Source organism: Streptomyces sp. ME19-01-6 (assembly GCF_033793745.1).
Taxonomy (GTDB): Bacteria; Actinomycetota; Actinomycetes; order Streptomycetales; family Streptomycetaceae; genus Streptomyces.
Genome location: NZ_JARAXF010000017.1, coordinates 115,742 through 139,491, shown reverse-complemented (window position 1 = coordinate 139,491; position 23,750 = coordinate 115,742). Strand labels below are relative to the sequence as shown.

Annotated in this window: 19 protein-coding genes and 1 pseudogene; 8 read left to right on the top strand and 12 right to left on the bottom strand. The window is 71.7% G+C overall.

From position 1 onward, the window contains the following. Positions 1-56: 56 nt before the first annotated feature. From PV419_RS31450 to PV419_RS31420, 7 genes are read right to left on the bottom strand one after another with little or no spacing between them, the layout of a single operon-like run. Positions 57-464, bottom strand: a complete 408-nt coding sequence (locus tag PV419_RS31450) for a hypothetical protein (RefSeq protein WP_067426434.1) — start codon at positions 462-464, stop codon at positions 57-59. Continuing rightward, a complete protein-coding gene (locus PV419_RS31445; RefSeq protein WP_319694716.1) occupies positions 461-2,545 on the bottom strand; it encodes a hypothetical protein in 2,085 nt (694 codons plus the stop codon). The genes PV419_RS31450 and PV419_RS31445 overlap by 4 nt, the downstream gene beginning before the upstream one ends. Then, a complete protein-coding gene (locus PV419_RS31440; RefSeq protein WP_319694715.1) occupies positions 2,542-3,108 on the bottom strand; it encodes a hypothetical protein in 567 nt (188 codons plus the stop codon). The genes PV419_RS31445 and PV419_RS31440 overlap by 4 nt, the downstream gene beginning before the upstream one ends. Next, complete coding sequence (locus tag PV419_RS31435; protein ID WP_319694713.1) at positions 3,060-4,355, bottom strand: hypothetical protein; 1,296 nt, start codon at positions 4,353-4,355, stop codon at positions 3,060-3,062. The genes PV419_RS31440 and PV419_RS31435 overlap by 49 nt, the downstream gene beginning before the upstream one ends. Beyond that, positions 4,352-5,794: a site-specific integrase gene (locus PV419_RS31430; RefSeq protein WP_319694711.1), complete on the bottom strand. Its 1,443-nt coding sequence runs from the start codon at positions 5,792-5,794 to the stop codon at positions 4,352-4,354. Before PV419_RS31430 ends, PV419_RS31435 begins: the two co-directional genes overlap by 4 nt. Continuing rightward, on the bottom strand, positions 5,791-6,663 hold the full coding sequence (locus tag PV419_RS31425; RefSeq protein ID WP_319694709.1) for an ABC transporter permease: 873 nt from the start codon (positions 6,661-6,663) through the stop codon (positions 5,791-5,793). The genes PV419_RS31430 and PV419_RS31425 overlap by 4 nt, the downstream gene beginning before the upstream one ends. Continuing rightward, entirely contained in the window at positions 6,660-7,613 is a 954-nt protein-coding gene (locus tag PV419_RS31420) for an ABC transporter ATP-binding protein (RefSeq protein WP_319694707.1), read from the bottom strand. Before PV419_RS31420 ends, PV419_RS31425 begins: the two co-directional genes overlap by 4 nt. Positions 7,614-7,791: 178 nt before the next feature. On the opposite strand from PV419_RS31420, the gene PV419_RS31415 reads away from it, so the two are divergent. The 4 genes and pseudogenes from PV419_RS31415 to PV419_RS31400 form a co-directional block, all read left to right on the top strand. After that, complete coding sequence (locus PV419_RS31415) at positions 7,792-8,997, top strand: sensor histidine kinase (protein ID WP_319694706.1); 1,206 nt, start codon at positions 7,792-7,794, stop codon at positions 8,995-8,997. 5 nt (positions 8,998-9,002) lie between these two features. Further along, the gene (locus PV419_RS31410; RefSeq protein WP_319694864.1) at positions 9,003-9,653 is read left to right on the top strand and encodes a response regulator transcription factor; all 651 of its coding nucleotides are present in this window, start codon (positions 9,003-9,005) and stop codon (positions 9,651-9,653) included. Between the two features lie 116 nt (positions 9,654-9,769). Next, positions 9,770-10,342, top strand: a complete 573-nt coding sequence (locus PV419_RS31405) for a hypothetical protein (protein ID WP_319694705.1) — start codon at positions 9,770-9,772, stop codon at positions 10,340-10,342. Between the two features lie 43 nt (positions 10,343-10,385). After that, a pseudogene (locus PV419_RS31400) lies at positions 10,386-10,823 on the top strand (dipeptidase); the annotation flags it as partial. A gap of 94 nt (positions 10,824-10,917) precedes the next feature. On the opposite strand, the gene PV419_RS31395 reads toward PV419_RS31400, so the two are convergent. Together PV419_RS31395 and PV419_RS31390 are read right to left on the bottom strand one after the other, a co-directional pair. Continuing rightward, complete coding sequence (locus PV419_RS31395) at positions 10,918-11,805, bottom strand: phosphatidylinositol-specific phospholipase C (protein WP_319694703.1); 888 nt, start codon at positions 11,803-11,805, stop codon at positions 10,918-10,920. A 192-nt stretch (positions 11,806-11,997) separates the two neighbouring features. Continuing rightward, positions 11,998-12,912, bottom strand: a complete 915-nt coding sequence (locus PV419_RS31390) for an SGNH/GDSL hydrolase family protein (protein ID WP_319694701.1) — start codon at positions 12,910-12,912, stop codon at positions 11,998-12,000. Positions 12,913-13,063: 151 nt separating this feature from the next. Between PV419_RS31390 and PV419_RS31385 the strand changes: the two genes are divergently transcribed. Next, positions 13,064-14,179 (top strand): winged helix DNA-binding domain-containing protein, encoded by a 1,116-nt coding sequence (locus PV419_RS31385; RefSeq protein ID WP_319694699.1) that lies wholly within the window; start codon positions 13,064-13,066, stop codon positions 14,177-14,179. Positions 14,180-14,716: 537 nt separating this feature from the next. Here the strand turns inward: PV419_RS31385 and PV419_RS31380 are convergent. Further along, positions 14,717-15,910, bottom strand: coding sequence for a magnesium and cobalt transport protein CorA (locus PV419_RS31380; RefSeq protein WP_319694698.1), 1,194 nt, complete (start codon positions 15,908-15,910; stop codon positions 14,717-14,719). Between the two features lie 278 nt (positions 15,911-16,188). Beyond that, complete coding sequence (locus tag PV419_RS31375) at positions 16,189-17,031, bottom strand: response regulator transcription factor (RefSeq protein WP_415925411.1); 843 nt, start codon at positions 17,029-17,031, stop codon at positions 16,189-16,191. A 100-nt stretch (positions 17,032-17,131) separates the two neighbouring features. Here PV419_RS31375 and PV419_RS31370 point away from each other — a divergent pair, with 100 nt between their 5' ends. The 3 genes from PV419_RS31370 (at position 17,132) to PV419_RS31360 (ending at position 22,654) form a co-directional block, all read left to right on the top strand. Continuing rightward, entirely contained in the window at positions 17,132-18,838 is a 1,707-nt protein-coding gene (locus PV419_RS31370) for an AMP-binding protein (RefSeq protein ID WP_319694696.1), read from the top strand. Between the two features lie 37 nt (positions 18,839-18,875). Next, on the top strand, positions 18,876-20,624 hold the full coding sequence (locus PV419_RS31365) for an AMP-binding protein (RefSeq protein WP_319694695.1): 1,749 nt from the start codon (positions 18,876-18,878) through the stop codon (positions 20,622-20,624). Between the two features lie 164 nt (positions 20,625-20,788). Continuing rightward, positions 20,789-22,654 carry a hypothetical protein gene (locus tag PV419_RS31360; protein WP_319694693.1) on the top strand — a complete coding sequence of 622 codons (1,866 nt, stop codon included), beginning with the start codon at positions 20,789-20,791 and terminating at the stop codon, positions 22,652-22,654. 3 nt (positions 22,655-22,657) lie between these two features. On the opposite strand, the gene PV419_RS31355 is transcribed toward PV419_RS31360, so the two are convergent. Next, complete coding sequence (locus tag PV419_RS31355) at positions 22,658-23,620, bottom strand: alpha/beta hydrolase (protein WP_319694691.1); 963 nt, start codon at positions 23,618-23,620, stop codon at positions 22,658-22,660. Positions 23,621-23,750: the final 130 nt, after the last annotated feature.

Below are 23,750 nucleotides of genomic sequence, written 5' to 3'. Positions count from 1 at the left end.
ACATCTACGCGGTGACGCCGGTCCTCGCGCGCTGGGCGACCCGGACGGGGCCCAGGTCAGGGCTGTGATGGTGCGGAGGTTCGGCTGCGGGTGGGCAGGGGGATGACGCTGCTGCCGCCGCGCAGGGCGTGGTTTTCGAGGGTGAGTTGCCGGATGGCCTCCTCGTACAGGGCGAGGGTGCGGCGCAGGTCGGTGTTTTCCTGCCGCAGCCGGCGGAGATTCTCCTCCTTGGGCTCGTCGGTCATCGGCCGGTCCGTGCGCGTCTGGTTGCGGGCCGCGGGGATCCGGGGCCGGAAGTGGGTGTCGATCAGGTCGGCGTAGTGGCGGTGGAAGGTGGCGTGGGGGATGCCGAGGCGGCGCTCGATGGCGGTGACGGTCGGCCTGCGTCCGCTGGCGGACGCCTCGTCGAAGACGGTGTCGATGGCGGCCTTGACGGTGTCGGCGTCGGGCAGGGCTCGTTTCACTCGGCGGGCTCCGGATCGTGGCGGGCAAGGAACGCGGCCGTGGCACGGTGCTGTTCCTGAAGACGGTGTCGGACGTAAGGGGCGAGGCGGGCGCCGTCGTCCAGGGCGTTCTCCAGCTGAGCAAGGTGGCTGGAGAGGGCTTGGTGGTTGGCGGGGGTGAGGGCGGTGTTGCGGCAGGCCAGGGGCTGGCAATCGGCCAAGGCCGGCTGGTGGCCGGGGTCGGCGGGCGCGCGGCACAGGGCGCGGTCCGGGTTGTAGACGCAGGTGACGAAGGTCCCCGGGTACATGTGGGTGTCGTGACGGGCCAGGATGCGCCGCAGGCGGGCTTCGTCGGTGACAGCCTGGCCGTCGAAGACGGTGCGGCGGGCGAGCTCGGCAAGTCGGGCTTCGGCTTCCGGGCCTGCGGGACCGGTCAGAGTCGGCCGGTCGTCGTCGGTGCCCAGCTCGGCGAGGAACTGGCCGCGGGCGAAGGCTTCTTCGGCCTCGACCTCGTCACGGAAGCCGGAGTCGCTGGTGCCGGCGTAGCCCTCGAACATTTGGATGCGCTGGTGGCGGTACTGCAGGGCGCCGGCGATGGTGCCGCCCGGGCGGCGGGCGATGAACCAGGCGAGCGTGCGTCGGAACTGCCGGGGCGTCAGGTGTGGCAGGCGCCCCTTGTCCTCGGGGATCGCATCCACGCGTGAGTGCGCCGCGCAGTAGGCGTTGATCCACTTGGCCAGTGCGGTGATGTCCCTGATGGTGGTGGCGCCGGTCCGCACGCGCCCAGCCACGTGGTGGCTCTGGTAGTTGGCCGACTTGAACGGGTGCGCGAACAGGTAGGGCTCGTCGGCCGGCTGGCAGCGTTCCAGGACGACGACGGCCCGTGCGACGGGAGCGGTGACGATCCAGCTGGCGGCCGCGCCATGGACGCCTTCGCCCTTGAAGGCCAGTCCGTGAAGCCGGTAGCGGTAGATACGGCCGTCGGCGTCGCGCTGGGCGCTCACGCAACCGCGCCGCAAGTGTTTGATCTCGGAGTCGCGAAGGCCGGAGAGGTAGGCGATGACGATCCAGCAGGACACCTGCAGCAGCCGCTCGAACTGGCCGACCTCGTAGTAGGAGATCTGCTCCAGCCACCGCTGACCTTCCACCCGCGCCTGCGGGACGTGCCGCAGGGGGGAGTCTGTGTCCACACCAAGATCGCGGACCGCCTCCTCGATCAGCCGCCGGGAACGGGCCTTTCTGAACGGGTAGGACGGATGGCCCGCGAGACGGGCCAGATAAGCGAAGTTCGGGGACCCCCCTCTGCCCCGCCATCCCGTGGCCAGCCGGACAGATGCAGCCGGCAGCGGCTGTCCGCGCCGGCGGAAGCCGGCCAGCACAGCCCGCAGGGCCACGAGCGGATCGGGGTGGGCAGGCGGGCGCGCGTCGATGCCGTCGCGCTCGGCGCGGGCGGCGAGCACGTCGTCGGCGAGGTCGTCCACCCAGCGCAGCGCCCAGGTCAGCAAGGGTCCCATGACGTGCTCGGGGATGCGGTCGGTGAGGTTCTCGTCGTACCGCCGGGGGTTGGCGCGCGCCCATGCCTGCCACAGCGCCCGCCGCAGCGGATCCTGCCCGAGGTGGTCGGCCAAGCGGGAACGGTAGGCCCACAGCAGGCGCACGGCACGGCGTTGGCGATAGATTCCGCTGACCGACATCCGCAGCGACGTCAGCTCGGCGTGGTAGGCGTCCAGGTCCTCGCCCGTCAATTGCGCCAGGGGGAGCTGGCGGTTCTGTGCCCACACCAGGAAATGGCGTACGCAGGTGAAATAGGCGCGGATGCTGGAGATCGTGATCGGCTCTTCGCCAGGCGGGGTGTCCTCGATCAAGAGGGTGTAGAACAGGAGCTTGGCGGTGTCCCGGTGCGCGTGCGGGACCTGCGTGAAGTCGAGCCGGTGGGGCTTGCGGTCTGCACGCAGCGACGCCGGCGTCAGTGTCCACAGGTCGTCGCCGTAGCGGGAAGTTTCTTCCAGATGGGCCTCGGGCCGCAGCGGACGCGTGGCCAGGACCAGGGCGTTCTCGGGCACGGCGAAGCGGTGTATGGGCGCTTCGGCAGCGTGTGTCATGACCACTCCTTCGGCCCGTGCAGAAGGTCGAGCATCAGGTGGGGCTGTGTCTCCTGGGCGGCGGCACGCTGGGCGGGGCTGAAGCGGGGCAGGATGTCGCGGGTGAGGATCTGCCAGGTTGTCCCGTACCGGGCCGTCCACTGCCCGACGTCCTGGCGCTGAAGGTCCTCGCGCAGAGCCTCGGCCAGGGAGAGCAGAGCCGGGAGATGGCGCTCCATCACCAGGGCGTTGGGGCAGCCGAAGCAGGTCAGGAACGACTGCTGGCATCGTCCGCCGCCGGGTGCGTTCTCGATGTCCGTGCACGCACTGGCCAGCGTGTCGAGTTCGCCCGCGGCCGCCTGCTCGCGCACCCGCTCCGGCACGGCAGCCACCTCCCCGGCGCCGAGGCGGACGACGACGGCGCGGGCGCTCTCCTCCGCGTCGGTGATCGCCTCAGTGAGTACGTCGGCCGCCCACTCGGTGACAAACGGGTCCGTGCGCAGGTAGTGGGTGAAGGAGGTGTTGGCCGTGTTCGTCACCCGCGCGGACGGCAGATGCCCTCCGACCTGCTTCGCCGTGCGCACCTCCACGGTCTTCTTGATGCGCGCATCATCTGCAGCGGCTTTCCGTCATCGCCCACCAGGCCGTGACGCCCGGCCCACGCCCCGAGCTTCAGCTTGCGGGCCAGCTCCGCATCGAAGGGACCGATGTGCCCGCCAGTGGCGGCATTGAGGACACTACCGCGGCCGTTGCCCGCCCAGATCGACCACACCGACCCGGTCCCGGACAACGCCCGGCTGCGGCCCATCATCCGGTGCAGCAGCAGGTAGAAGCCACCCATCGTCCGCAGCTCCCGCTCCCCGTCCACGCTCCAGTGCACTGTCGTACGGGAGTTGGCCTTGCCTCGGCGGCGCTTGGTCAGCGTGACCGCTACCGCGCGCTCCTCCAGCAGCCGGTGCTCGGCGGGCAGTTCCTTGAGCGTCTCCGGGTTGCGGCCGCTCAGCCCGGCCGCATAGATCAGCAGCGGGGCAAGGTCCGGGTCGATCACGAACAACTGCCGCGCCTGCGCGTAGCAGGCCGCCGGATACTCGCCCACCGTCAGCCCGCGGTAGTCGACTTGGACCCGGCCCGTGGCCGCCATCGCCTCCAGCCGCGCCCCCTGCTCCCGCTCAGCCACCGACATGGTTTCGTCGCCGGCGAGGAAGCGCCCCAGCAGCTTCTCGCCTGCCATGATCCGGTCGCGGATGGCTGCCACGTCGGAGCGGGCGGCGGCCATGATGGCCTGGAACTCGCGATCGGAGTACCCCGGACGCGCAGCCTGCTGCGCATCCACGCCGTGCCCAGGCTGCCCGGCATAGTCCGCCACCGCCCCGTCCAGCCGGTCCTGACCGGGCAGGACGCGCACGATCCGAAGCAGGTCCTGAAGGTTCCGGCGGGCGGAAATCTCCCCACACGTCTGGCGCCTCGACATCAGGTACCGCTCCAGGTGACGCACCCGCAGCTCCTGAACCCGGCGCGGCGGTTCCGCGAGCCCGTCCAAGAGCAGCAAGAACCGCTTGACCGTCTGCCACTGGCTGCTCGCCGCCCGCTGCGTGCGGCGCCCGCCGCCGGGCCCGATCCGCACCCCCAGTGCGTGCGCGAAGTCCCGGTGCAGCCCCGGCAGCGGCAACTCTTCGAACCGGAACACGCGCTTGCGGCCGTCCTCACCCGTGAACCGCACCACCGGCGCACCGCCGTCCTCGGGCAACTCCACCACTGGGGGCGGCTCGTAGAAGCCGTCGGGCACAGCCGCCGCACGGCCGCGGCCCGCGCGGGGCACATCCTTGCTCACGCGACCACCTCCGACCGCTCCAGCCAGCCCTCCTCGCTGAAGCCCGCCGGCTCCCACGCCCCCTCCGGCACCAGCTCCAACCGGGTACGCATCTCCAGCTCCTGCAAGGTGTGCAAGTACAGCGCCGTGGTCGTCGCCGAGCGGTGACCGAGCCTGATTCGCACCCAGTTCAGAGGATCACCGAATACCCGCTGATACGTCAGCCGCTGCCGCTCGTTCATCTCGCCCAGCGCCTGCAGATGCCCCCGCCACAGCAACTCCAGCGTGATCACCGCGTACGAATGCCGCAGCATGTGCGGTGTCGCTCCCACATCTACACCCTGGGCACGACACCGTGCGTTGGCGTCGGCGAACACCTGCTTCCACCCCGACATCGCCATCGGCAGACCCCACTGGTTCAGCCACACCATCGCCGGCTCCCACCCGCCGTCAGCCGTCGCCACCAGCAGCCGGCGCCGCTCGCCGTCATCCAGACGGGCCACCGGCACCCATCGACCCCCCATCCGCACCCGCGGCACGGCCGGGTCCTCCACCAGCAGCGACCGGCGTGTTGGAATGTAGAAGCCGCGCGAGCGGCCGTAGTCGAGCATCTCGGCCCGGTCCCACTCCATGTAGTCGCGCACATCCCGCAGCACCGACACCGGCCAGTACACCGCCCGCCCCGACCTCCCCTTAGAGATCGCGTGCGGCAGAACCGCCCGCGCGTTGACGACCCCCGACACCGCAGGTGGCAGCTCTGGCAGGTCGAACACCGTCAGGGCCGAGTGCTCGCACAACCGCAGGCCCGTACGGACCATCGAGTCCGCGTACGCCGCGTTCCGTGCCGCCCACCTTCCGCGGAACCCCCGCCGGGGCATCTCCTGCGCGTCATAGCCGCACAGTCCGACATTGCGCCACAGCCGGTACGACCGAGGTGGCAGCCACTTCACCTCCCGCCTAGACCCCGTGTGCGACATCTCCGCCGGCACCTGCCGCACCATGCCCGCGCCGGTCCCGACCCGCCAGGGCGACCACATTGCGGCCGCGCGCTGGCGGATGGGATTGGCCCTCACGAGGTCCTGCTCGATCGCCCACAGGTAGAACTGGTTGACCGTGGACACCTCCCGGTCCCAGCTGGTGTCTTCCAGGCGAGGTCCACGCTCATCACGACGACGCCACCACTCGTACGCCGCCCGGTCATCCATGGACGCGTCACGCCAGTCATGCCGGCCTCGCGCGAACCACAGGAAGTCGAAGTACGTGCGCAAGTCCCGGGCATGGGCGGCCTGGGTGTTCCACGGTGACGACGCCAGCCACACCGAGAAGTACCGGTTCAGCGCCACGTCGTAACCGCCCGCCGGACTGATCAGGAACGGCTGCCCCTCAGGGACTCCCCGATCGTCCAAGACCTCGTTGAGACCGGCGAACAGGGCGCTGAACTCCCGCATGAATGCGGTCACTTCGCACGGCCTCGCCAGGTCTCGGCGAGTGAAGTGCACCCGCCAACCGGTGATCGACATGACGGTGGACGATAGCCCGAGGACAGCTCAACAGCGCATAACATCTGGACCGCGACGACCGCCCCCGCGGCGCCCCAGATGAGCAGCACGCCGAGGCTTCGCCACGCGAAACCGGAGTCGGAGTGCTGGGCCAGAGCACCGAGCAGGGCCTCGTTGAACGGCCGCACCGGCAGCGCGTCGGCCACCTGGTTCACCGTCCCGGAGTGGATCGGCAGATAGGTGCCGGAGATGAACACCAGCGGGAACAGGACGAGTTGTACCACCGCCGGCGCGGCCTCGGCATTGCGGATCAGGGAGGCCACCGCGACCCCGAGGGCGCAGAAGCAGGCCGCGCCCAGCACGAGCGTCAGCACGATCGCGGGCCACCGCGCGAGACCGGGGAGCGGCACGCCGTACAGCCGCCCGACGCCGACGATCAGCAGCACGTCCACCACGCTCAGCATGACGCAGTGCGCCAGCAGGCCGAGGAAGTACGCCCAGGCCGGCAGCGGTGTGGCCCGCACCCGTTTGAGGATCCCGTTCTGCCGCCGCGTGGCGAGGACGATGGCCAGCTGGCTGTAGCAGGAGCCCAGGACGGAGACCGCGGCGATCGTGGACACGTAGTACCCCAGCGCCGAGAGTCCGTAGAAGTACGGGTCGGTGCCGCCGCCGCCGAACATGGCGCCGAAGACCGCGATCACCACGACCGGGAAGACGAAGGTGAAGAAGGCGCTCTGCGGGTTGCGCCAGAAGGACAGCTGCTCGAAGAGGATCTGGTGCCACAGCAGGCCCAGGCCGCGGCGCGGGGGCCGGTGGTCGGTGGCGCTCATCGCTTGCTCGCCTCCCTCACGTACTCCGGTGCGCCCCGGCCGGTCAGCCGGAGGTAGACGTCCTCCAGGCTCGGCCGCTCGACGGTGATCCCGTCGAGCGATACGCCGCGCTCAAGCGCCCAGCCCGTCAGCCGGTGCAGCGCCTCGGTCGGCTCCCCGGTCTCCACGGTGACCAGCCCGTCGTCGCCCGGTCCGCCGCCGGCGACCGGCAGATCGGCCGCCGCGCACTCCTCCGGAAGGGCGAAGCGGATCCGAGCGCGGGCGGTGTCGCGGCCGCCGAGGGACGACGGAGTGCCCTCGGCCACCACCCGGCCGTCGGCGATCACCGCCACCCGGTCGGCCAGCTCCTGCGCCTCTTCCATGGAGTGCGTGGTGAGCAGGACGGTGGTCCCGGCGTCGCGCAGGTCGCGTACGAGCCGCCAGGCGCTCCGGCGCGCGTTCGGGTCGAACCCGGTCGTGGGCTCGTCGAGGAACAGCAGGCTCGGGTCGCCGATCAGGCCCAGGGCCAGATCCAGGCGCCGCTTCTGCCCGCCCGAGAGCGTCCTGACCTTCCGCCGCTCCTGCCCGGCGAGGCCGACCAGGCCGATCACCTCGTCGACGTCCCTCGGCGCCGGGTAGTACCCCGCGTCCCGGGCGATCGTCTCGCGGACGGTCAGATACGGCTCAACCGCGATGTCCTGCAGCACCAGCCCGATCCGCTCGCGCAGCCGGCGCCCGACGGCGGGGTCCGAGGGGTCGAGGCCGAGCACGCCGACCCGCCCCGCGTCCCGGGCGCGGAAGCCTTCGAGGATCTCCAGCGTGGTGGTCTTGCCGGCGCCGTTCGGCCCGAGCAGCGCGAAGATCTCCCCGTGCGCGACGGTGAAGCTCACCCCGCGCACGGCCTCCACCGCTCCGTAACTCTTCCGCAGGTCCGCCACCACCACGGCGCCGGCCTGCCCTTGTGTATGCATGTGTCCATTGCACGGCGGTCGGGGCGGCGGGCGGCAGGGCGAGTGGTCGACGGCGGGGGCGACGAAGGCATGGCCGTCCCGGGCGACATACGACTTTCGTAGGGTCCGCCCCCGACGGACGTCCGGCCTGGGACACCGTCCGCGTTCCGCGCGCGGACGGTGTCCTACCGTAGGCCGCATGATTGCCGGACCGTGGCACCGTAGGCATCCGGTCGCCGTGGATGTGGCGATCGCGGTGGCTTTCGCGCTGCTCGACACCGGGACGACGCTGCTGGGCGCGACCTGGTGGCCGGCCCACCCGGGCCCGCCGGCCTGGGCCATGCTGGGCGTGCAGGCCCTCGCCTGCCTCTCGTTGGCAGCCCGCCGCCACGCGCCCCTGACGGTCATGGCCGTCCTCGGCGGGTTCACGCTCGCGGTGTCCTTGCTGATCTCGCCGGTGGGCGCGCTGACTCCGGCGCACTCGGGCAATGTGTGGGCCCCCTTCGCGACAGCGCTCGCGGCGTACGGGCCCCCCTTCTACGGGCGGAAGCGGTGGTCCCGGCTGACGGCGCTCGTCGCGCTCGGCGTCTTCACGGCGATCGTGGCGCGCGTGTGGCAGCCGTCGGTCACGGTCGTCACCATCGGGGTGCTGCGCACGGCTCTCGGGCCGCTGCTGACGCTGTACTTCGAGGCCCGCAGGCGGCTGGTGCTGGCGCTGACCGAACGCGCCGAGCGGGCCGAGCGGGAGCGTCATCTGCTCGCCGAGCAGGCCCGTGCCGAGGAGCGGGCGAGGCTGGCGGGGGAGATGCACGACGTGGTGACCCATCGGGTGAGCCTGATGGTGCTCCAGGCCGGGGCGCTGCGGATCACGGCGCCCGACGAGGCGACCCGGCAGGCTGCGGAGGAGCTGCGGGCGGCGGGCTGCCAGGCCCTGGACGAGCTGCGGGACCTGGTCGGCATCCTGCGCACCACCCCTGAAGGGGACCCGACGCCCTCGGTGGCCGGTTTCCCCGCGCTGGTCGCCGAGTCGACCGCGGTGGGCACCCCGGCCGCACTGATCGAGGAGGGCGACCGGGCGCTCGCCTCGCCGGTGGTCGGGCGTACCGCGTACCGCATCGTGCGCGAGGCGCTGACCAACGTGCGCAAGCACGCCCCGGGCGCGCGGGTGACCGTACGGGTCGAGTACGGCGCGGCGCACCTGCGGCTCACGGTCCGCAACACGCCGCCGGCCGCCGGACCCCACCGCGCCCTGGCGGACACCGGCTCGGGCCTGGGACTCGCGGGCCTGCGGCAGCGCGTGGAGCTGGTGGGCGGCACGCTGCGCGCCGGGCCCGAGCCGGACGGCGGATTCGGCGTCGAGGCCACGCTGCCCTCGTATGTGCCGACCGCGGAAACGGTGGGGTGAGGCCGGTGGTCCGGGTGGTGGTCGTCGACGACGAGCCGATGGTGTGCGTGTTCCTGCGCACGATCCTCGGCTCGGCCGAGGACATCGAGGTCGTGGCCGAGGCACACGACGGCGCGGCCGGCGCCGAGGCGGTCGAGCGCCACCGGCCGGACGTGGTGCTCATGGACCTGCGCATGCCGGGCGTGGACGGGCTCACCGCGATCGAGCGCATCAGGGAGCTCGCCGACCCGCCGGTCATCGTGGTCCTGACGACCTTCGACGCCGACCAGTACGTACTGCGCGCGCTGCGGGCGGGCGCGACGGGCTTCCTGGTCAAGACCACGCCACCGGAGGACCTCATCGGCCTGGTGCGCGTGGCCGCCGAGGGCCACACCGTGCTCTCCCCGGCCGCCGCCCGCCGACTGATCGCGGCCTCCTCCGACGGCCACTCGGCGCGCGACCGCGCGCGGCGGCTGGTCGGATCGCTGACCGAGCGGGAGGCCGAGGTGCTGGCCGGGCTCGGCGAGGGGCTGTCGAACGCGCAGATCGGGGCGCGGCTGTACCTCTCGGAGGCCACGATCAAGGGCTATGTGTCGCGGCTGCTGGACAAGCTGGGCTGTGTGAACCGCACCCAGGCGGGGCTGATCGCCCACGACGCGGGCGTCGTGGGCTCCTGAGCTGTCTCCATCGGCCTCAGGGCTATGCCGGAGTCCGGGTGTCCTCCCCGAGAGGTACGGCGGACGGGACCGTGAGGGGACGTGCGACGGCCTGCCTCTCGGCCAGTCTGATGCACATGCTCACCACCCGTGCACTGCCGAATGTTCCGCGCTGGGCCCGACTCGCCGCGACGGGCGCCGCGCTGACCAACGTGCCCTCCGCGTTATGGCGCGCCGCCATCGCCGTCGGCATCCCCGTAGGGCTGGCCCAGTCCGAGTACGACCAGTTGGACGCCCCTGGCCAGGGGTCGTTCTTCCTCATCGGCCTCAGCGTGGTCTCCGAGGTCTTCGCCCTCCTCGCATTGGGGCTCGTACGCGGCTGGGGGGAGATATGGCCGCGCTGGGTCCCGTTCCTGCGCGGACGCCGGGTCCCGGTCCTGCTGGCCACCGCCCTGGCCGGGTTCGGCACACTGGCCACCACGGTCTACGGCGTGCTGTTCGTCTACACGACTTTCAACGCGGACATGGCGGCCACCACGTGGGGCACCTGGCTGCTCAACATCGCCTACGCCCCGCTGCTCCTGTGGGGACCGCTGCTGGGAATGGCCACGGTCCACTACTACCGGCGCCGGACGGCCCCCGGAGCGCGTCAGCCGACGGGTCGCTCTTCCATCCACACCAATCGTGCGGAAACGCTGACAGCGCTGTGACCGGCAGGGTTCACCGGGGCTCGCCTCGCGGGGTGATCGCGTCATGAGTGAGATCGTCTTGATGTCGGATCCGAAGGTTGCCGCCATCCCCGTTGCGGAGTGCGGTGAACGTCTCGTGGACGTCCGCAGCAGCGGCTCGGTACTGGTCGATGCCCGCAAGCAGGACCCGGCAGCTGCCTTCGCGTATCTGCGGGAAGGCGTGCTGGAGCGGCTGCTCGAGGCCCAGGCGACGCTTCCGCGGGGCTTGCGGTTGCTGTTCGTCGAGGGGTACCGGCCGCCCTCACTTCAGCGGGAGTACTTCGAGGAGTACGCCGATCAGCTGCGGGCTCTCCACCCGGAACGGTCCGCCGGCCACATCCACTCGGCGGCGAGCCGGTATGTGTCACCGCCCGACATCGCTCCGCACAGCGCCGGCGCGGCCGTCGACCTCACCCTGGCCGAGGCCGGTGGGCGTGAGCTGGACATGGGCACGCGGATGAACGGGGGAGAGGCCGCGGCCCTCTACGGTCCGAAGGAGATCGGCCCGCGCGGCTGACCGGCTTTTGAGAAGCGGGGGAGGACGTCGTCGGAGGCTTTCAGGCCGCCGGGTTGTGCCGGATGAGGGTGTCGACGAGGCCGGAGACAGTGTTCGGGAAGTCCATCGGCACCACCCCGAGCCCGGTCCAGCCGGTGGCCTCGGAGCTCTCCAGGAAGCTCTTGACCTGCGGGTTCAGTCGGTCCGCGTTGGAGCGGGGCGGGAGCAGGGCGGCGGTGGAGACGTAGTTGACGAAGAGCTTGCCCGGCTGGGCCGCGGCCTTGCGGAACTGGGCCTGGATCTTGGGGTACTTGCCGAACGGCTCCGCCATGTAGTCGTCCTGGATGTCGAAGAGCTGCGCGTCGGCGTACCGCACCCCCGGCATGTTGTCGGAGTCGGCGAGCAGAACGACACTCCCGCGGGCCTGGCCCAGGGTCGGAAGCTTGGCGTCCAGGCGGAACAGCGACCGCCAGCCCTTCCCGTCGAGGTAGGTGTCGAAGATGCGGCGGAACTCCGCGGCGCTCTCCTCGGAGTACTCCTGTTTGACGCGCATCAGCACGGTCTCCGACGGATGCGCGGTCAGGAAGGAGCGGCACGCGGTGAGGACGTCGTCGAAGTTGAGGTGCTGGTAGAAGGCACCGTGGTGGATGGGGAAGGCGCCTTCGAAGGCGCGGCAGCGGATGTCGAGGAAGCGTATGCCGCTGTTCAGCTGGTCGCCGATGGTGGTGTTCTGGCACTCCGTCCAGGGGCCACCGTAGCGGGCGCCGGAGTCGTGGGTGCCCGGCAGCGTCAGCCGCTGGACGGGGGTGGCGTCGGCGATGCCGGACAGCCAGTCCGAGGCCGCCAGGGGCCTCGGTGCGGCGGTCGCCGTGGCCGTACCGCCCGCAGCCGAGATCAGCCCGGCGGCGGACACCGCGGCCGCACCCCTGAGGAACCCTCGCCGGTCCATGCGCAATCTCCCGTCGCCGTCGCTCGCCTGTTCGTGCCGGACTGCATCGAACCACAAGTCGACTGGAGAAACCGCCAGTTGTGTTCCCGTGCGATCAAAATAGTGTGCCAAGCAGTCAACTTTTGATCGGTTCTCTCGAACTCTCACGCCACGGTGGGGCCCCGGTCTGCCGCCGTGGCCCCACCTGAAGCGTCAGATACGGTGAACGACCCCGCACCGGAGCAGCGCACGGTTCACGGCCGCCGCCATGGCCCGCTCGCCCTGTGCGTTCGGGTGGGCCGGTGCCGCCGGGGTCTCGGGAGCGAGGCTCTCGATCCAGCGCTCGCCGACGGGTTGGCACATGTCGTGGCCGATGGTGGGCTTGTACGTGTCGACGTAGGCGGCTCCACCCAGCTTGGCGCGGTGAGCGATCATGGAGTTGAGGGACTTCGTCTTGTCCCGCAGATAGGCGAAGTCGCCCGCGGCGAAGGGGACGCTGGGGCTCGTGCAGCCGACTCCGCTGTCGGGGAAGAGCGACGGGTAGCCGACCATCACCACCTTGGCGTCCGGTGCCCGGCGGTGAACTTCCGCGATCACCTGGGAGATCTTCGGCGCCGTAGCGGCGATGCTCTGCTCCACCTGGTCACCGCCGCCCTGGGTGAGATCGTCGCGGCAGGGACTTCCGGACGGGTTTCCCGCGCCCAGCGCGGCGCAGCGTCCCAGTACGGTGGAGAAGCCGATGTCGTTGCCGCCGATGCTCACGGTCACCAGGTCGGTGTCGCGGTTGAGGGCGTCGTACTGGGCGGGGGCCGTGTCCGTGGCGAGGGGCAGGTCCGCTGTGGTCGCCCCCGAGCACGTGACGTCCGTCAGTCGTGCTTTGTTCCGCTCGGCCGCGAGATGCGGGTAGTTGCTGTTGGAGCGGGCGCACGCGGTGTCGATCTGCTCGGGGACGCCGGGCGCCGAGGCGTAGGAGTCCCCCAGGGCGACGTAGTCGAGCGATCCGGTGTGCCGGGGCGTGGCGCTCGCCGGCGCGGAGGAGGTCATCGCGAAGGCCAGTGCGCCGGCGGCGGCTATGGCGCCGAGGGCGGCCGTGCGTTGACGCGGGCTATGCGGGGAATGTGGTTTCACTTGCTTCCTTGTTCTTCGGACTTGGCATCACGGCATCGAAGCACAACGTGGACCGTGAGACTGTCAGTTGTGCCCTCTGAAAGGAGAACGAGGCTGGAAGAGCAGCAGACGAGGACAGAAGCTGACCGCAAGGGCTCGTAGCGTGGAGCGCATGACGAACGACGTACTCGGCCCCCGAGCACTCAACAGGGCGCTGCTCCAGCGCCAGCTGCTGCTGGACCGGTCGGGGTCCCTCACCGCCCTCGAAGTGATCGAGCGGCTGGTCGGCATGCAGTCCCAGGCACCCGGCGCCCCGTACATCGGCCTGTGGACGCGCCTGGACGGCTTCGCGTTCGAGGAGCTGGCGCGGCTGATGCGGGAGCGGGAGGTGGTGCGGATGGTGCTGATGCGCGGCACCGTGCACCTCGTCACCGCGGCCGACGCGCTGCGGCTGCGGCCGCTCATCCAACCCATGCTCGACCAGCAGTTCCGCGGCACGCCCTTCGTGCGCCGGCTGCCCGGAGTGGCGCAGGAGGAGCTGGTGGCGGCCGGGCGGAAGCTGCTCGAGCGGGGTGCCCTGAGCCCGGCTGAGCTGCGCGCCGAGCTCGGCCCCCAGTGGCCGGACGCGGACCCGGGTGCGCTGGTCAACGCGGTGCGGCTGTGGGCGCCGCTGGTGCAGGTGCCGCCGCGCGGGCTGTGGGGGAAGAGCGGCGGGCCGCGGTACGCGACCGTCGAGGACTGGCTGGGGCGGCCGATGGAGACCGGGCCCTCCCTGGACGCGATGGTGCTGCGCTATCTCGCGGCCTTCGGGCCCGCGACCGTCGCGGACATCCAGAAGTGGTGCGGGCTGACCGGGCTGCGCGAGGTGGTCGAGCGACTGGGGCCCGACCTGCGGAGGTACCGGGACGAGAGCGGGCGCGAGCTCTATGACCGCGCGGGCGCGTCGCTCCCGGACCCTGACACGCCCGTATCCGCCCGCTTCGTCGCCGAGTTCGACAACCTGCTGCTCTCGCACGCCGATCGTGCCCGCATCCTCGCCGACGAGTACCGGTGGCGGGTGATGGGCGACAACGCCGTCGTGCGCGGCACGATTCTGGTGGACGGCTTCGTCGCCGGGATCTGGAAGATCGAGCGCGCCCGTGGCGCGGCGGCACTGCGCGTGACCCCGTTCGTGAGGCTCGGCGCCGCCGACCGGGAGGCCCTGGAGGCCGAGGGCGCGCGGCTGCTGGCGACGACGGACCCGGCGGCGGGGGAGCGGGACGTACGGTTCGAGCCAGTGGCCGAGTGATCAGTACTGACCGCTCGGCCACCGACTTGGGGTCTCTCGAGTACGGCGCGGCTCGGCGCGGTCCGGGTGGGATCGCAGCCTGGCTGCCGGGGTCCTCGAGGTACACCTCGGCGGGCCCGCCGGAGGTGTTGCGCAGATCGAACACCTGCAGCCCGGCAACGGGCCTGCGCCAGCCGCGTCCGCACCCGCCGGGCGAGATCTCGACGGTCGTGCGCGGCAGCCCGTCACCGGCGGCTCGTGCCCTGTGCGACGCGCTCGGGAGGAGCAGGACCCCCACCACGGCGAGCACGAGGACGACGGCAAGGGCTCCCCACAGGCGGAGCGACCTCGCTCCAAGGCCGGGCGACTGCATTCCGGGCCTCCCGGGTCGTGCCGGGCGTGATCACCCGAGCTAGGCACGGGGATGTGCTCGAACAGTCGCCCAAAGGAATCCATGGCCGGTGCGGCGTCGAGTATCCAGGTCTGGAAGCAGGACCGCCGGCACGATACGGCGGTCGAGGCCTCGGAAGAGTCGAAGATGCGGCGGAACTCGGCGGCTCAGAGCCAGTCACGCCGCTTGAACACCACGTACAGGCTCACGCAGACCACCGCCATCAGCAGGATCGCGAACGGGTATCCCAAGACCCAGTGCAGCTCCGGCATATGCGTGAAGTTCATGCCGTAGATGGTTCCGACGAGAGTGGGGGCGAAGAGGATGGCCGCCCAGGCGGAGATCTTTTTGACCTCCTCGTTCTGCTCGAAGCCCGCCTCGGCCAGCGCCCGCATCTCCGCGTTCTGCTGCTGGGTGACCAAGGTGGCGTTGACCGCGAGGATGTCGGTGAGGGCCGAGCGGAAGCCGTCCACGCGCTCGCTGGTGTGGGTGACGTGGTCGGCGACGTCGCGCAGATAGCGCTGCAGCTCCTCGTCCGTGCCGTACTTGTCGAACCCGGCCATCAGGCCGTGCAACATCCCCACCAGCGGACGGGTCGCGCGCTGGAACTCGACCATCTCGCGGGAGAGTTCATAGATGCGGCGGGAGACCTCGGGGTCGCCGCGGAAGACCTCGGTCTCGATCTCGTCGATGTCGTTCTGCACCCCCTCGACCACCGGGGCGTAGCCGTCCACGACCGAGTCCAGGATGGCGTACAGCACGGCCTCCGGCCCGAGCGCCAGCAGCTCGGGCGTGGCCTCCATGCGGCGGCGCACCGCCGACAGGTCGGGGGCGGCGCCGTGCCGCACCGTGATCACGAAATCGGGGCCGACGAAGACATGCAGCTCGCCGAAGTCGACCTCCTCGGGCGCGTCGAGGTAGCGGGCCGCCCGCAACACCACGAACAGCGTGTCGCCGTAGCGCTCCAGCTTGGGCCGCTGGTGGGCCTCCAGCGCGTCCTCGATGGCCAGCTTGTGCAGGTCGAACTCGTCCGCGAGCGAGAGCAGCTCCGTCTCGCTGGGCCGCAGCAGCCCGATCCAGGCCATGCCCCCGGGCTCCTCGCGCAGCCGCCGGTACGTGGCGGCCAGGGATTCGGGCGTGCCGACCCGGCGCCCGTCCCGGTAGACGGCGGCGTCGACCACGCTGTGGTCGTCCTCCGTCGCGGCCTGGGCACCCGGGGCCGCGGGGCGCGGCTCGGCGCCCGGCGGTGTGGCCGGCGCCGCCCCGGGCCGGGGGGTGCCGGAGCCGCCACGCCCCTGTGCGGGACGCAGCCAGGAGGGCTTCCGCGGCGAGCGGGGCGACCGGAAACGGTGCTCTGACATGGGGCTTCCTTACGGGTAGCAGGCGGCGGGGCGGGCAGCCGGGCACACCGCAGGCACCGCTGCCGGGCCGCTGGGGCCGTGCTTCAGCGCGGCCGGGCGGCAGTGATGCCTCGCGGCATGCGACTGGGAGGTTCGCTGTGCATCGCGGACCTCACCTCCTTGGTCGCGGGCGCGCGGGCACGGATCACTGGCCTCAAGGCAGGATATACGCCCCAAATGTCCCGGACCCCGCTGGGTGGCCATCCGGAGCAGCCCTTCGGCCCGGGCCGTGCCGCGGCCTACGGCAGCAGCCCCGCGCGCCGTGCCTCCACCACCGCGTGCAGCCGCGTATGCGCCCCCAACTTCCGCATCGAGGAGCGCAGATAGCTCTTCACCGTCTCCGGCCGCAGCCCCAGCCGGTCCGCCGCCGCCGAGTTCGTCGCCCCCGACGCCACACACGCCAGCACATCCACCTCACGCGGCGACAGCTCCACCCCCGGCCGGGCCGCCACGTCCCCCGCGCCGCCCGATGAGGCCCTGGCCAGCCGCCCGCAGGCGCTGAGGATCCGCTCCCGCAGCTGCGGGTCGGTCACCTGCTGGGCCAGTGCCCGCAGGTCGCCGTGCGCCTCCCGTACCTCTTCCCACAGCGCGGGATCCGCGTCGGGCTGCTGCTGCGTCACGGTCATCAGCCGCTGCGCCTCGTGCTGCACCGCCAGCGACTGCTGAAGCTCGCGCGCCGCCTCCATCGCCGCGTTCAGCGCCCGGTCGCCGAGCGCCAGCGGTTGGCGCAGCGCGCCGTACAGCACCCCGCGGACCCGGCCGCGGACCACGACCGGCACCGCCAGCATCGAGCGCAGGCCCTCGGCGCCGACCGCCGCGTCGTACTCATGGCTGATGGCCCGCGAGGTGGGGTAGTCGATCACCGAGATCGGCCGGGACATGGTGAGGACCTTGCCGCCCAGCCCGTTGCCCGGGGTGACGGCGAGCCCGCGCAGGGAGTTCGTCGTGGTGCCGGTGAGCTCGGAGATGCGGAACTGCCGCGCGCTCGAGAACAGCCCGCCGAAGGCGACCGGCAGCCCGCCGCGTCGCCGCATCCGCAGCAGGGTCGTCCGCACATCCACCGTCCGGTCCGATTCCGCCACGGCCACCTCCCCGAAATACCACCACCCCCGTCCGGGGGTGGTGAGACTCAGATCACCCGTCGCACGATGCTAGCGAGCGGTACGGCACTCAGGAGGAGATGTGACAGCAAACGGCCCGACTCTCAGTTTCCGGGCGGCACGGGACTTCCTCCTGGCCCACGGAGACGACTACGCGGCGGCGTACGAAGGTTTCAGCTGGCCGCGCCCGGCCGAGTTCAACTGGGCGCTCGACTGGTTCGACCAGATCGCTCGGGACAACGACCGTACCGCGCTGCACATCGTCGAGGAAGACGGCCTCGAGACGCGGATCAGCTTCCAGGACATGCGCCGCCGCTCCGACCGGGCCGCGAACTGGTTGCGCGCCCAGGGCGTGCGGGCGGGCGACCGCATCGTGGTCATGCTCGGCAATCAGGCCGAGCTGTGGGAGACGGCGCTGGCGGCCATGAAGCTGCGGGCCGTCGTCATCCCCGCCACCCCGCTGCTCGGCCCGCTCGACCTCACCGACCGGGTGGAGCGCGGCCGCGCCGCGCATGTGATCGTGCGGGCCGAGGACACGGCCAAGTTCGCCGAGGTGTCCGGCGACTACACCCGCATCGCGGTCGGCGGCGCCCCCGAGGGCTGGCTGCCCTACGCGGACGCGGGTACGGGCGAGGGGCCCGCCGTGGATGAGGGCGACGAACCCTTCGTGCCGGACGGCCCGACCCTGGCCACCGACCCCCTCATGCTCTACTTCACCTCGGGCACCACCGCCCGCCCCAAGCTGGTCCAGCACACCCACACCTCGTACCCCATCGGCCATCTGTCGACGATGTACTGGATCGGGCTCCGGCCCGGCGACGTCCACCTCAACATCTCCTCCCCGGGCTGGGCCAAGCACGCCTGGTCCAACCTCTTCGCCCCCTGGAACGCCGAGGCGACCGTGTTCGTGCACAACTACACGCGCTTCGACCCCACCCGCCTCATGGCCGAGATCGACCGGTGCGGGGTGACCACGTTCTGCGCCCCGCCGACCGTGTGGCGGATGCTCATCCAGGCCGATCTGACCCAGCTGCGCACCCCGCCCCGTGAGGCAGCCGCGGCCGGTGAACCGCTCAACCCCGAGGTCATCGAGCATGTCCGGCGCGCCTGGGGGGTGACCATCAGGGATGGCTTCGGCCAGACCGAGACCTCCGTCCAGGTCGCCAACACCCCTGGACAGCCGCTCAAGCTCGGCTCGATGGGCCGCCCCAGCCCCGGTTTCGCCGTCACCCTGCTCGACCCGGTCACCGGGCAGCCGGGCGACGAGGGCGAGCTCTGTCTCGATCTGTCGGGTCCCGCCGGCCGGCCCGTCGGTCTGATGACCGGCTACGAGGGTGACGAGGAGCGCACCGCCGAGGCGATGGCGGACGGCTACTACCGCACCGGCGACATCGGATCGCGTGACGCCGAGGGCTACATCACCTACATCGGCCGCGCCGACGACGTCTTCAAGGCATCCGACTACAAGATCTCGCCATTCGAGCTGGAGAGCGCCCTCCTGGAGCACGAGGCGGTCGCCGAGGCCGCCGTGGTCCCGGCCCCCGACCCGCTGCGGCTGGCGGTGCCGAAGGCGTATGTCGTGCTGGCCGAGGGGTGGGAGCCGGGGCCCGAGACCGCGAAGGTCCTGTTCGCTCACTCCAGGGCGGTTCTTGCACCGTACAAGCGTGTCCGTCGACTGGAATTCGCGGAACTTCCCAAGACCGTGTCCGGCAAAATCCGCCGTATAGAGCTACGCGAGCGCACCCTGCGCGGCGATGGTGTCGAGTTTCATGAGGAGACCACCTCATGACCGACCCGCACTCACCACGCGATCACGAGGAGTACTCATGACCGACCGCCCGGCCGACCCCTCCGCCCCCGCGACCGCGACGGCAACCAAAACCGCAACCTCAACCGCGCCCACCCCAGCGGCCGTGCTGTCGTACGCGAGCGGGGCGGGCGAGACCCCGCTGCTCGGCGACACCATCGGCGCCAACCTGGCCCATGCCATCGAGCGGTTCGCCGAGCGGGAGGCGCTCGTCGACCTCCCCAGCGGCCGCCGCTGGACCTACACCGAGTTCGGCCGGTCCGTCGAGGAGGTCGCGCTCGGGCTGATGGCCAAGGGCGTCGGCAAGGGCGACCGGGTCGGGATCTGGGCCGTCAACTGCGCCGAGTGGGTGCTGGTGCAGTACGCCACCGCCCGCATCGGCGCGATCATGGTCAATATCAACCCCGCCTCCCGTGTCCATGAGCTGAAGTTCGCGCTCCGGCAGGCCGGTATCTCCGTACTGATCTCCTCGACCGAGCACAAGACCAGCGACTACCGCCGCATGGTCGAACAAGTGCGCTCCGAGTGTCCCGCCCTGCGCGACGTCATCTACATCGGCGACCGCACCTGGGACGGGCTGCTGCGCGCGGGCGCCGATGTGTCACGCGAGCGGCTGACCGAGCGCGAGGCCCGGCTGTCCTGCGACGACCCGGTCAACATCCAGTACACCTCCGGCACGACCGGCTTCCCCAAGGGCGCCACGCTCTCCCACCACAACGTCCTCAACAACGGTTACTCGGTCGGCGAGACGCTCGGCTACACCCATGAGGACCGCGTCTGCCTGCCCGTTCCCTTCTCCCACTGCTTCGGCATGGTGACCGGCAACCTGGGCGCCACCAGCCACGGCGCCTGCATCGTCATCCCCGCCCCCACCTTCGACCCGGCCGCCACGCTCCGGGCCGTCCAGCAGGAGCGCTGCACCTCGCTGTACGGCGTCCCGACGATGTTCATCGCCGAACTGGGGCTGCCCGACTTCGACGCGTACGACCTCTCCTCCCTGCGCACCGGGATCATCGCCGGATCCACCTGCCCGGCGGAGGTCACGCGGCGCGTGGTGGACGAGATGCACATGGCCGAGGTGTCGGTCTTCTACGGCATGACCGAGACCTCGCCGGTGTCCATCCAGACCCGGCGCGACGACGACCTGCGCCGCCGCACCGGCACGGTCGGGCGGGTGATGCCGCATGTCGAGATCAAGGTCGTGGACCCGGTGACCGGCGTGACGGTGCCCCGCGGCATCCGCGGCGAGCTGTGCACCCGCGGCTACTCGGTGATGCTCGGCTACTGGGAGGAGCCGGAGCGGACCGCCGAGGCCATCGACGCGGGGCGCTGGATGCACACCGGCGACCTCGCGGTGATGGACGAGGACGGCTACGTCCGCATCGTCGGCCGGATCAAGGACGTGATCATCCGGGGCGGGGAGAAGGTGTACCCCCGGGAGATCGAGGAGTTCCTGTACACCCATCCGAAGATCGCCGATGTGCAGGTCGTCGGCGTGCCGGACGAGAAGTACGGCGAGGAGATCCTGGCCTGCGTCATCCTGCGGGAGGGCGCCAGGTCGCTCACCCGTGACGAGCTGGCCCGCTTCTGCCGGGGCCGCCTCGCCCACTACAAGGTGCCCCGCTATCTGCGGGTCATGGACGCCTTCCCGATGACCGTCAGCGGCAAGGTCCGCAAGGTCGAACTGCGCCAGGCGGGCATCGCCGACGCCGTCCGGCTGCGTGGCTCCCGCACGGAGGCCGGCGCCCAGGCGACCCCCCTGCGCTGACGCACCCGGCACCAGAAGCACGTCCGGCGGCAGCGTCACCCGCTGCCGCAGGGCATCGAGCCACCCCCGGGCGTCCCCCTCCGGTCCGGATGTGGCTGTGTCAGTGCCGCGTGGTGGACTGTCATCAGCACAGCAAGCGGTAGGGCGGCACCACGGGGGCATTGATGGCGGGACAGCGTTCGGCACTGGCCGGGATCGACACACTGCGCGGGCTTTCGCGGGGCGCCCCTCCGCTGCCCACGGACGAAGGCGTGCTGCGCCGCCTGGCGGCTACGCATGTCACCTTCTGGCCGGGCGCTCGGTTCCCGGCCTGGGCGCGCGACGCCTGGGAGGGCCGCGGGATCGCGGATCCGCTGCGGCTGGTGCCGGAGCCCGACACCCGCCGCGTGCTGAGCAGGCTCCGCGAGGACCGGATCTGGAGCGACAAGCTGGGGATCAACGAGACGCTCCGCGGCGACCTGGACACGGCCTGGCTCGCGGGCACGGTCACCGGCCCCGACCTGCTCGCCACCATCCCCGCCCGGTACACCATGCCGGTGTGGAACCGGTCCGAATCCCCGGCCATGCACGGACTGGAGCGGACCCTGGACACCTTCCTGGCCGGTGCGCTCGGCACCGACACGGACGCCTGGCTGCGGCTGATGACCGCCGTGGAAGAGGTGCGCACGCTCCCCGGCGCGGACCGCGACGCCACCTGGCCCGACCTGCTGGCGCGCGCCGCCGACACCACGCCCGACCCCCGGCGGATCGTCCCGTACGCCAAGGTCACCGGCCGCGCCCGGGAGAATCTGCTGCGCTGGCGCGAGTGGACCTGGCCGGCCGGAGAGGTGCTGCGGCGCGCACCCGACGCCAAGATCCTGGACGCCCTGATGCCGCTGCTGCCCGACCACACGGGCTGGCTCCTCGCGCTCTACGTGGTCGCTCAGCGGCAGGCCGCGCCCGAGGCGGTCGTCGAGCATCTGATAGGGCGCGGCGATCGCGAGACGCTGGTGATGCTGGCGGAGTGGGCGGATGTGGACCTGCCCACCCACCGCGCCCTGCTCGCCCACGGCGACCCCGAGGTCCACCTCGCCCTGCTCGGTCCGCATCTGTGCACCGGCCCGGAGGAGGCCAGGCGGGTGCTGGACGGCTCGGTGCCGCTCGCCCCGTACGAGTCGGCGATCCCGGGCAACGCGTATCCCGAATTGCTGCACGCGGCCGAACCGGAGCTGATCGAGGCCGCGTTCACACACGACCGCGGGCGGTTCAAGCCCCCCGAGCAGCTCGTCGGCTGCCTCAACATGCTGCGGCGCGGCGGCCCCGCGCGGCTGTCCGCGCTGCTGGCCACCGGCCGGGTCGGCCCGGCCGTCACCAAGATGTGCCAGCAGGCCCTCGCCTCCGCCGACCCCCTCGCCACGCTCGAAAAGCGGGCGCAGCGCGAGCTGACGACGAAGAAGCTGGCGACCCGGCTGCGCAAGGTCCGTTCCACCCTCGGCTTCCCCGACACCGAGCGGCTCCTCGCCCTCTTCCCGGACATCGACTGGGCGTATCTGGAGGCCGAGCACGCCCGCGAGCCATTCGGCTTCTGGTCGGCGGTGGTCGGCCACGCCACGGCCCCCTCCGCCGTCGCCGCCCGCCACGCCGACGCGATCCTGGGCGACCGGCGCCCCAGCTACCGCCGCCGTCCCGCCCGGGATCCCGAGGTCGCCCGCGGCATGGCCCGGCACGGCCTCAGGGCCTCCGACTGGCGGGCGATCACCCTGCGCGCCGACCGACTGCTGGCCGACGGCCTGCTGACGGATCGCGACCTGGTCTCCGCCGCCGCCCCCGCCGACCGCATCCTCGGTTACCTCGGCAGCGCCCTCCGCCGCCCCGACGCCCCACCCCAGGCCAGGGCCGCCACCGAGCGGATCGCCGGACTCGTCGCGACCCACCTCGACGGGAGCGACGACCCGGACGCGGCCTGGCAGCGGGCGTACGCGCGCCTGGCCGGGCAGGACCCGCAGTGGCCACGGTCCAGCAGCATCGAGGCGACCCTCACCGAGGGCTGACCGTCATGAGCGCGAGCCCAGGCCGGTGGTGAAGGAGCGGATCAGCCCGGCGACCGCGTGCGGGCGCTCCAGGAGCATCGCGTGCGACGCGTCGTCGACCGTGTGGAGGGTGATGTGGGGGTGCGCGGCGGCGAGCCGGCGCAGGTCGCGGTCAAGGCCCTTGACGTACGCGGCCATCAGCTCGTCGAACCACGCCAGCGGGCCGCCCTGCGCCACCAGCCGCCCCGCGCGGACGATCAACACCGGGCGGGTGAGGCGGCGGTAGACCGGGAAGAGGTCGAGCTCTTTCATCCGGTCGAGCATCTCCAGGCCCCGCTCCCGCTCCGGCCGCAGATAAAGCTGTCCCTCCGGGGTCTCACCGAGCGCGCGCCGGACGCCCTCGTCGAGCACCTCGGGCGCGATCCCCAGCGCCTCGGCCATCGCCGCCTGCTGGGCGAGCACGGTCGTCTCCAGCGCCTCCGGCGCAAACGTCGTGCCCATCGCGGCCTCGGAGAACTGGCGGGCGCGGGCGAGTCCCTGGAGCACGGTGTCCCGGTCGAGGCCGACGTACTGTTCGGGGCGGCCGTGGCCGACGCCGTCGAGGTTGACCGCGGCGGGGGTGTGCGGGTGGGCGTCCGCGTACAGCGCGGCGGCCATGCCACCGAGGGAGTGGCCGACCGGTATGGCCTCAGGGATGCCGCGGGCTTCCAGGACGGCCTCGATGTCGTCGAGTACGGCGGGGAACGTCCAGGGCGTGGGGCCGGGGCCGGAGCGGCCGTGGGCGCGCAGGTCCATCGAGACGACCCGGTGGTCCGTGGCGAGGTCGGCCGCCGCGACCGACCAGTCGGCGAGGGTGCGGGAGGCCCCGTGGAGCAGCAGCAGCGGGGTGCCGGTGCCGCCGTGGTCGCGTACGGCCAGCGTCACGCCGTCGCGCTCGACGGTGAACTCGGCCGGGGAGGCGGGGGAGCCAGGGGCGGATGAGGGCATGGGGTATCGCTCCGTAGCGTCGCGGAAAGGGAATCGACCACTGACATGGGGTCGACCACCACCGTAGGGCGCTCCAGAGACTTGAAGATCATCCTCGGAGCGGAGGCCCGAGGGCCCTCCGCCGGGCCAT

Coding starts and splice junctions, on each gene's coding strand:
- PV419_RS31405 (WP_319694705.1), top strand. CDS start 9,770: ATGCTCACCACCCGTGCACTGCCGAATGTTCCGCGCTGGGCCCGACTC.
- PV419_RS31425 (WP_319694709.1), bottom strand. CDS start 6,663: ATGAGCGCCACCGACCACCGGCCCCCGCGCCGCGGCCTGGGCCTGCTG.
- PV419_RS31380 (WP_319694698.1), bottom strand. CDS start 15,910: ATGTCAGAGCACCGTTTCCGGTCGCCCCGCTCGCCGCGGAAGCCCTCC.
- PV419_RS31420 (WP_319694707.1), bottom strand. CDS start 7,613: ATGCATACACAAGGGCAGGCCGGCGCCGTGGTGGTGGCGGACCTGCGG.
- PV419_RS31385 (WP_319694699.1), top strand. CDS start 13,064: ATGACGAACGACGTACTCGGCCCCCGAGCACTCAACAGGGCGCTGCTC.
- PV419_RS31360 (WP_319694693.1), top strand. CDS start 20,789: ATGGCGGGACAGCGTTCGGCACTGGCCGGGATCGACACACTGCGCGGG.
- PV419_RS31445 (WP_319694716.1), bottom strand. CDS start 2,545: ATGACACACGCTGCCGAAGCGCCCATACACCGCTTCGCCGTGCCCGAG.
- PV419_RS31415 (WP_319694706.1), top strand. CDS start 7,792: ATGATTGCCGGACCGTGGCACCGTAGGCATCCGGTCGCCGTGGATGTG.
- PV419_RS31365 (WP_319694695.1), top strand. CDS start 18,876: ATGACCGACCGCCCGGCCGACCCCTCCGCCCCCGCGACCGCGACGGCA.
- PV419_RS31355 (WP_319694691.1), bottom strand. CDS start 23,620: ATGCCCTCATCCGCCCCTGGCTCCCCCGCCTCCCCGGCCGAGTTCACC.
- PV419_RS31395 (WP_319694703.1), bottom strand. CDS start 11,805: ATGGACCGGCGAGGGTTCCTCAGGGGTGCGGCCGCGGTGTCCGCCGCC.